The sequence below is a fragment of the Clostridium celatum DSM 1785 genome (assembly GCF_000320405.1).
Classification (GTDB): Bacteria; Bacillota; Clostridia; order Clostridiales; family Clostridiaceae; genus Clostridium; species Clostridium celatum.
Genome location: NZ_KB291635.1, coordinates 1 through 7,583 on the forward strand (window position 1 = coordinate 1; position 7,583 = coordinate 7,583).

Genomic DNA, 7,583 nt, shown 5'->3' on the forward strand with positions numbered 1-7,583 from the left:
ATATAATTAATATTAATTATATAGTGTGCCTTAAAATATACTTAATAGTATTATTTGCTACTATAGCTTATCTATATGTTTATTTATTTTTTTATATGAAGAATATATAAATGCTATTATAATTCCAAATACTCCGCCAGCAGAAAATCCTAATACTATATTCTCTATTATAGTACCTACTATAACGCCTAATATGACACCTATTGCTATACCTTTTGTTAAATAATCATAATCCTTATCAGATAAGATTAACTTTTCTAACATCTATATCTCCTCCTTTTATCTTTTATCTTTTATCTTTTATCTTTTATCTTTTATCTAAATTATATAATTTATATATTAATTATTTCTTAATTTAAAATTAACTTTAAATGAAATTTATTACAATATTAATTATAACAATTAACCTATATAAAATAAAGGTTTATTTTTACCTTTTTAAACACTTATTGAAACCAGTTAATGTGATTTTGTTTTTGAATTGCTAAATTTAATATACTTAAACCTAACATTATATTTAGATATATACTTATATTGTTAAAAATAAAAAAAGCAACTTACAAAAGTAAGTTGCTTTCCTGGTGGCTCGACCAGGAATCGAACCAGGGACACGAGGATTTTCAGTCCTCTGCTCTACCGACTGAGCTATCGAGCCTTGATGATTTAATTATACATATTTACTCATATTCTGTCAAATGTTTTTTTACTTTTTTTATTGTATTTTAACTAAACTCATTTATTCTAATAATACTTGAAATTTATATCTTTTAATATTAGTAATATACTCACAAGAATTAAACTTAAAATTAACTTTCATACATTATTATTAAGAGGTTTTACATTATAAGCATTTTTTAATTACTAAAAAATATACTTATAATGTAAATACTTTTATCGGAGGTTATCTTGCAATACATTATTATTATCCTTTTAATAGTAGCAATTGTTATTATGTATTTTTATTATGAAAAAAAATTAGCTCTTATAAAGAAAAGATTATTAACAACATCTAACCAATTTTATAATATTAGAAATCAATATAGAAATTCATTTTCAAAATTAGAAAATGTAAATATCCGTTTTCTTACTCCACCAATTAAAACAGCTATAACTAATAATAATATTGATGTGTTCTTAGCTCCTCTTCAAAACTCTCCTAAATTAAAAAAGCTAGAAGTTAAAATGGAAGTTAATATTTTAGATAGTGCAATCATAAATAATACCCTATGGTACTATGTTGATTTACCTATTGATAGTCAATATAATTGTCGAGGTTGGATTAAAGATTCTGATTTTATATCTTTACACTCTGAAATAAAAGAAATCGAATGTAATTAATTATTTAATGAAATAAAAAATAATGATATAACTTTAAAAACTAACAAATAAATTTTTAAGTTATATCATTATTTTTTTGCTATCTATAATTATTTTATCAAAAATTTATCATAACGCTATAATCATATATAATAAATATATAATTATTATAACTACAAATTGAATATTAAATATATTTTCCTTTTCTCCGCTAGGTTTAATACTAATATCTTCTCTTGTTATTATACCTCTTCTTATATTCATATTGGCTAGTTTTCTTAATATGAAAAAAGCTACTATTCCAAATGCTATTGCTATTCCACCATAAAAAACTCCTGTATATATCTTCATAATTAAAGGCATACTTTTTAAACTTATTTCTGTTGCTTGTTCTATAACATTATCATTTTGAGGAACTACACTAATTATTTTTTGCAATGTAACAGAAGTACCATTAATTAAAAAATGCATTAATGATGCTGAAAATATACTATTAGTTATTCTAACAACTATTGCAAATATAAAACCTAATGCTGTTGCATATAAAAATTGTTGTGGATCTAAGTGCATTATCCCAAATAACAATCCCGTTATTATTGCTGATAAATATATATTTTTATTTTTATAGCCTGATAAAACAATTCCTCTTATAGTTATTTCTTCTGTAATTGCAGGTAATACAGCTATTAATAATAACAATACTATATATGGTGTTTCAACTATTTGTCCAAAAAATGTTGCAATTTCATTTTCAAAAAAGAATTGAGATATAAGTGAGAAAAAAGACATTATCGGTTGACATACAAATGCTAACACAACTAATAATATAATATCTTTAAAATATAGTTTATTTAACTTTAATACCTCTTTAGCTGATTGCTTAGTTACAATTAGATATATAATAGCTGGTATTATGAATGTTATTGTATGACTTAGAAATAACATTAATCTCACATCTGATATATTAAATATCTTAAAAACTAAGTGTATAGGTAAAAATAACTGTAATAATAAAATAATTAAAAAATATGTATTTGCTCTAGATACATTTTTCATAACCATCCCCCTATATATAAAATATTTTAAAATTTTCTACCTTTAACTGTATATATTTTTTTTAATTGATAATAATATTAATGAAGTTTTAAACTTCATAGTTAATCGCCTCTCCCCCATTTTATTTATATACAAAAATAATCCCTTTAATTTTTTATATTTAATTAGGGGATTATTTTTTGTTATTATACTTAATATTACTTATATACATATTAATATTATCTAAAAAATATATTACTTACATAATTGATCCATCAATAAATTTAATGCAGCTATTGTAGCAGATTTTCTTACCATCTCTCTATTGCCATCAAAGTTATATTTATTAACTATAACTTTTCCTTCTACATATACTCCAATATAAACTAATCCAACTGGCTTTTCTTTTGTTCCTCCTCCAGGTCCTGCAATTCCTGTAGTTACAATTGATACTTTAGAACCACTTGCTATTGCTATTCCTTTTGCCATTTCCTCTGCTGTTTCTTTGCTAACTGCTCCATATTTATCTAAAGTTTCTTTTTTAACTCCTAGTCTCTTCATTTTAGATTCATTTGAATAAGTTATAGCTCCCTCTAAAAATACATTTGATATTCCAGAATATGAAATTAATTTAGCAGCAACCATTCCTCCAGTACAGGATTCTGCTGTAGATATAGTTAAATCATTTTCACATAGAAATTTTCCTAATAAAAACTCTATGCTTTCTTCATTTATATATAAATTTTGTTTCATATTATCTTTATTCATAAATCACCTCAAAAGTACATTGTATTTATTATTATAAACCTTTTATTTGTAAATTTACATATATTTCATTAAAGAATACATATTATGATTAAAGAAATAAAATCTCTAAAGCCTATAGCTCTAGAGATTTTATTTAAATTTATTTGCACTAATATAATAATCTCCTGAATTATTTACTCCTTGCTCTAAAATTGAAAAATTACTTTCCTTTAACATTGATGTAATTACATTAATATGTTGCTTATTGGAATTATCTAAAGTTATAGTAAAATTATCATTTTTCTCTACTATCCCCATATAATCGTGTATATCACTATATTCACTTAAACCTAATTTACCTCTTATATCCATCTTATAGTCTGGCATTTCTTTACCCTCCTATTCTTTACTATTACAATCCCCCTGCTTATTAACATATTACTTCAATTTCTTATTATTTTTATTTTATGTACTTATATATTTTTTATTCATATTAAATTAAAATTTATAAAAAAATTGTTCTGCTTAAAATCTTCATCTATTTAAAGCAGAACAATTTTAAAGTTTTATAAATATATTACGCTTCTTCTCTTAATCTTCTTGTTTCATCCAAAATTTTTGAAACTTCATTTGCAGGTACTTCATCATATCTTAAGAATTCACTTGTAAAACTTCCTCTAGCTTGAGTCATGGATCTTAAATCTGTTGCATAGTTAAACATTTCAGCCATAGGAACTTCAGCACTTATTTTTTGTACCTTTCCTTCTGGTTCCATACCTATAACTCTTCCTCTTCTCTTATTAATATCGCCCATTACATCACCCATGTAACTATCTGGTACTAATATTTGAACATTCATAACTGGCTCTAATAAAATAGGCTTAGCTAATTCCAATCCCTTCTTATAAGCTATAGATGCAGCTATTTTAAATGCCATCTCTGATGAGTCAACAGGATGATATGAACCATCATATAAAGTTGCTTTTAATCCTACAACCGGATATCCTGCTAAAACTCCATTACTTATACAATCTCTTAATCCTTTTTCAACTGCTGGAATAAAGTTTCTAGGTACTGCACCACCAACAACCTTATCAACAAATTCTAAATCTAATTCTCCATCATTTCTTGGTTCAAATTTAATTTTAACATCTCCGTATTGTCCATGCCCACCAGATTGTTTCTTATGCTTACCTTGAACATCGGAAGTGCCTTTAATAGTTTCTCTATATGGAACTTTAGGTGATTGTAATAAAACATCTGCACCAAATTTACTCTTTATTCTACTTGCAATAACTTCTAAGTGGGTTTCTCCAAGTCCCCAAATTATAGTTTCAGCATTTTCAACATCTCGTTCAACTTTAAATACAGGGTCTTCCTCCATTAATTTAGATAATGATAATGATATTTTTTCTTCATCACCTTTTGCTTTAGGTAAAATAGCCATTGGCATTACAGCATTAGGTAAATTAATCTTATCATACATTATTTTAAAATCTTCACTACACAAAGTGTCACCAGTAGCTGTATATTGAAGTTTTGAAACAGCACCAATATCTCCTGCAACTATTTCTTGAGTTGGTATTTGATTTTTACCTCTCATGAAAAATAAATGATTTAGTTTTTCTGATTTTTCTTTATTACTATTTAATACTGTTAATTCTCCTTTAATTTTACCTGTCATAACTCTAAATAATGATATTTTACCTACAAATGGGTCAGCTATAGTTTTAAATACTAACGCTGAGAAAGGTTTATCTTCATTAATTTTTATGAAAACCTCTTCATTTATTGCTAAATTCATAGCTTTTTGTGGAAGAGAATGCTCTGGTGATGGGAAACATTGGACTATACTATTTATCATTGATTTAATTCCAATGACTTTTGTCGCACTACCACATAATACTGGCGCAATTTCACCTTGTGAACATCCTTTTATTAATCCTGCATAAATGTCATCATCACATAATTCACCATCATTTAAGTATTTATCTAATAATTCTTCATCAGTTTCTGCCACTGCTTCCATAATCATTTGCTTACATTCATCTATTTTATCCTTTAATTCTTCTGGTATATCTATAGGTTCCATTTTAGAAGTTTTAGGATTATATTGTAATGCAGTTTTAGAAATTACATTAACGATACCATTAAAATCACTTTCTTTTCCTATAGGATATTGAATTGGAACTATACTCATTCCAAATCTTTCTTTCATTTGCTCTAATGTTTTATCAAAACTAGCATTTTCTCTATCCATTTTATTTATAAAAAATGCTCTTGGCAATTTAATCTTTTCACAATAATCCCATGATTTTTCAGTTCCTACTTGAACACCTGATACAGCAAAACAACTATAGTAGCTATATCTACGGCTCTCATACCTTGAACCATTTCACCTTGAAAATCAAAATATCCAGGCATATCTACTATATTTATTTTAGTATTATTTTCTTCAAATGATGCTATTGAAGTAGATAATGATATACCTCTTTTCTTTTCTTCTTGTTCATAATCCATAACAGTCGTACCATCTTCTACTTTACCTAATCTATCAGTGTTATTTGTATAAAATAACAAAGCTTCTGCTAAAGATGTTTTTCCTGTTGCCCCATGGCCTATTAATCCTACATTCCTCAGGTTTTTATAATTATAGTCTTTCATAACATACAATAATACTACTAAAAGTGAATAGTATTATCTTTCACCCACCTTTCTTATATAGATTGATTATAGTTTTACTGGTAACTTTTGTTTTAAGTTATACTTAATCTTTATGAACTTACTAACTTAAATAGTACATAATTAATTTATTCTATTACTTTTAAGCTTTTTATCTTTATATAAAATTATTCCCAATAAATTATAGTTTAACCATTAATCACTTATAGTTTAACCATTAATCACTTATTATTATTCTATTTATATTTATATTGTTTAAATTAGATGTATATATTAAACTATTTCTCAAACACAACAAATCTATGAATCTATAAACCCTATTTAAAAATATACATAATAGTTAATATTTTTATCTATTTATATACTTCATAATATAGAAAAAACAAAGACTTATACTAAATCTTTTTCTTTAGTATAAGTCTTATTATTTAAATATAACATTTGAATTTTTAGGTGGAACACTAATAATATTTTTTATTACTTTTTTATATACTTATATATTATTTCTACTAAGCAAGCAGTAAATCCTCCTGAAAAGTCAATTAAAACATCTCTTAATGCCATAGCTCTTCCCGGTACAAAATATTGATGTACTTCATCAGATATTGCATATATTAATACAAATATTAATATATAGATTCGCTTCTTTTTATCGCTAAAATAATACCTCAATACATTATTAGCTAAAATATATAATATAAAGTATTCAGTAAAATGAGCTGTCTTCCTAATAATAAAAGTTGCTAAACTTCCTAAATAACTATTTAAATCTAATCCTATCTTATTAAATATTTGAATTATTAAATCACTTTGTTGATTAGAAACCTCTGCTGGTTGATGTGACATAAAAAATATTATTATAATCCATAATATTAATAATATCCAATTTATAATGATTCTTTTGTTTTTCATACTTTTCTCCTAATAACTTAACACTCCTAATTTTTCTCTACTAAATATCTATTTATATAAGCTAGTGATTCTTCTAGAATTCCTTGACTACTTTCTAAATCTTGTAATTTCACTTCTAAATTGCATATTCTCTGTTCTATTAAATACATTAATTCTTTTACATCATTTAGTAATTTTCCTTCATATGATACTTGAATACCATCTGAATCAATATAAATCTTATCCGGAGCTGATCCACACTCTACACACTTTGCATATATACCTTCTTTATCTGTATCTCTAAATATTTTAAATACATTATTATTACATTTGGAACAAGTAGATAGTATTGTAAAATCATAATAACTTATATCAAATTCATATTTAGTACCACACTTTTGACAAGTTAATACTAAATTATTCCCTTCAGTTTGTATAAAAAAACAATTTCCACTACACCCATCTTTTTCACACACAACAGTTCTTATCATAAATATTCCTCCTTATATTTTGGAAATATATTCCTTTAAATATTTATGAAAGTTTTTTTGTTTATATTCTTATTTGTAATTTTTATTTATTTGTTACTACTAAATTATCTAATTCCCTTTTTATATGCAATATTTCTTTATCAATTTTACTTGTATCTTTCCCCGCTAATACCAGTTGTCTTTTATCTAATTTCAATTGTATAATTTTTTTTTCTAAATCTACTTTTGTATCCATAATACTCACTCCCATTCTTAACTTATAAGAATCTCAAAATATAATTTAGGTATGTAATATAATTATATAATATTTTTCAAAAATTTTTATAATAAATAATAACAATTTTTAATATATTTTACGACAATCGATATAACTTAAATAAATTTATAAAAAAAAAGCTACGATTCAAATCGTAGCTTTTG

The 7,583-nt window shown here is 24.7% G+C and carries 8 protein-coding genes, 1 tRNA gene and 1 pseudogene; 1 reads left to right on the forward strand and 9 read right to left on the reverse strand.

Annotated elements, in window-relative coordinates; translation table 11 throughout:
- Positions 1-60 precede the first annotated feature (60 nt).
- Complete coding sequence (locus HMPREF0216_RS06980) at positions 61-264, reverse strand: hypothetical protein (protein WP_005212939.1); 204 nt, start codon at positions 262-264, stop codon at positions 61-63.
- Positions 265-579: 315 nt separating this feature from the next.
- Positions 580-655 (reverse strand) — tRNA-Phe (locus tag HMPREF0216_RS06985).
- A gap of 251 nt (positions 656-906) precedes the next feature.
- Between HMPREF0216_RS06985 and HMPREF0216_RS06990 the strand changes: the two genes are divergently transcribed.
- The gene (locus HMPREF0216_RS06990; protein ID WP_040419292.1) at positions 907-1,338 is read left to right on the forward strand and encodes a hypothetical protein; all 432 of its coding nucleotides are present in this window, start codon (positions 907-909) and stop codon (positions 1,336-1,338) included.
- Between the two features lie 108 nt (positions 1,339-1,446).
- On the opposite strand, the gene HMPREF0216_RS06995 is transcribed toward HMPREF0216_RS06990, so the two are convergent.
- From HMPREF0216_RS06995 to HMPREF0216_RS17320, 7 genes and pseudogenes are all read right to left on the reverse strand, one after another.
- Positions 1,447-2,373, reverse strand: a complete 927-nt coding sequence (locus HMPREF0216_RS06995) for a CPBP family intramembrane glutamic endopeptidase (protein ID WP_040419293.1) — start codon at positions 2,371-2,373, stop codon at positions 1,447-1,449.
- Between the two features lie 234 nt (positions 2,374-2,607).
- Positions 2,608-3,120, reverse strand: a complete 513-nt coding sequence (locus tag HMPREF0216_RS07000) for a CinA family protein (RefSeq protein ID WP_005212952.1) — start codon at positions 3,118-3,120, stop codon at positions 2,608-2,610.
- A 129-nt stretch (positions 3,121-3,249) separates the two neighbouring features.
- The gene (locus HMPREF0216_RS07005; RefSeq protein ID WP_005212955.1) at positions 3,250-3,486 is read right to left on the reverse strand and encodes a hypothetical protein; all 237 of its coding nucleotides are present in this window, start codon (positions 3,484-3,486) and stop codon (positions 3,250-3,252) included.
- A 190-nt stretch (positions 3,487-3,676) separates the two neighbouring features.
- Positions 3,677-5,763 (reverse strand): annotated as a pseudogene (gene fusA / locus HMPREF0216_RS07010) (elongation factor G).
- Between the two features lie 495 nt (positions 5,764-6,258).
- Entirely contained in the window at positions 6,259-6,693 is a 435-nt protein-coding gene (locus HMPREF0216_RS07015) for a VanZ family protein (protein WP_005212972.1), read from the reverse strand.
- 26 nt (positions 6,694-6,719) lie between these two features.
- Positions 6,720-7,163, reverse strand: coding sequence for a hypothetical protein (locus HMPREF0216_RS07020; RefSeq protein WP_005212973.1), 444 nt, complete (start codon positions 7,161-7,163; stop codon positions 6,720-6,722).
- 82 nt (positions 7,164-7,245) lie between these two features.
- Positions 7,246-7,398 (reverse strand): hypothetical protein, encoded by a 153-nt coding sequence (locus HMPREF0216_RS17320; protein WP_169317570.1) that lies wholly within the window; start codon positions 7,396-7,398, stop codon positions 7,246-7,248.
- Positions 7,399-7,583: the final 185 nt, after the last annotated feature.

Coding starts and splice junctions, on each gene's coding strand:
- HMPREF0216_RS07005 (WP_005212955.1), bottom strand. CDS start 3,486: ATGCCAGACTATAAGATGGATATAAGAGGTAAATTAGGTTTAAGTGAA.
- HMPREF0216_RS06995 (WP_040419293.1), bottom strand. CDS start 2,373: ATGAAAAATGTATCTAGAGCAAATACATATTTTTTAATTATTTTATTA.
- HMPREF0216_RS07015 (WP_005212972.1), bottom strand. CDS start 6,693: ATGAAAAACAAAAGAATCATTATAAATTGGATATTATTAATATTATGG.
- HMPREF0216_RS07020 (WP_005212973.1), bottom strand. CDS start 7,163: ATGATAAGAACTGTTGTGTGTGAAAAAGATGGGTGTAGTGGAAATTGT.
- HMPREF0216_RS07000 (WP_005212952.1), bottom strand. CDS start 3,120: ATGAATAAAGATAATATGAAACAAAATTTATATATAAATGAAGAAAGC.
- HMPREF0216_RS17320 (WP_169317570.1), bottom strand. CDS start 7,398: ATGGATACAAAAGTAGATTTAGAAAAAAAAATTATACAATTGAAATTA.
- HMPREF0216_RS06980 (WP_005212939.1), bottom strand. CDS start 264: ATGTTAGAAAAGTTAATCTTATCTGATAAGGATTATGATTATTTAACA.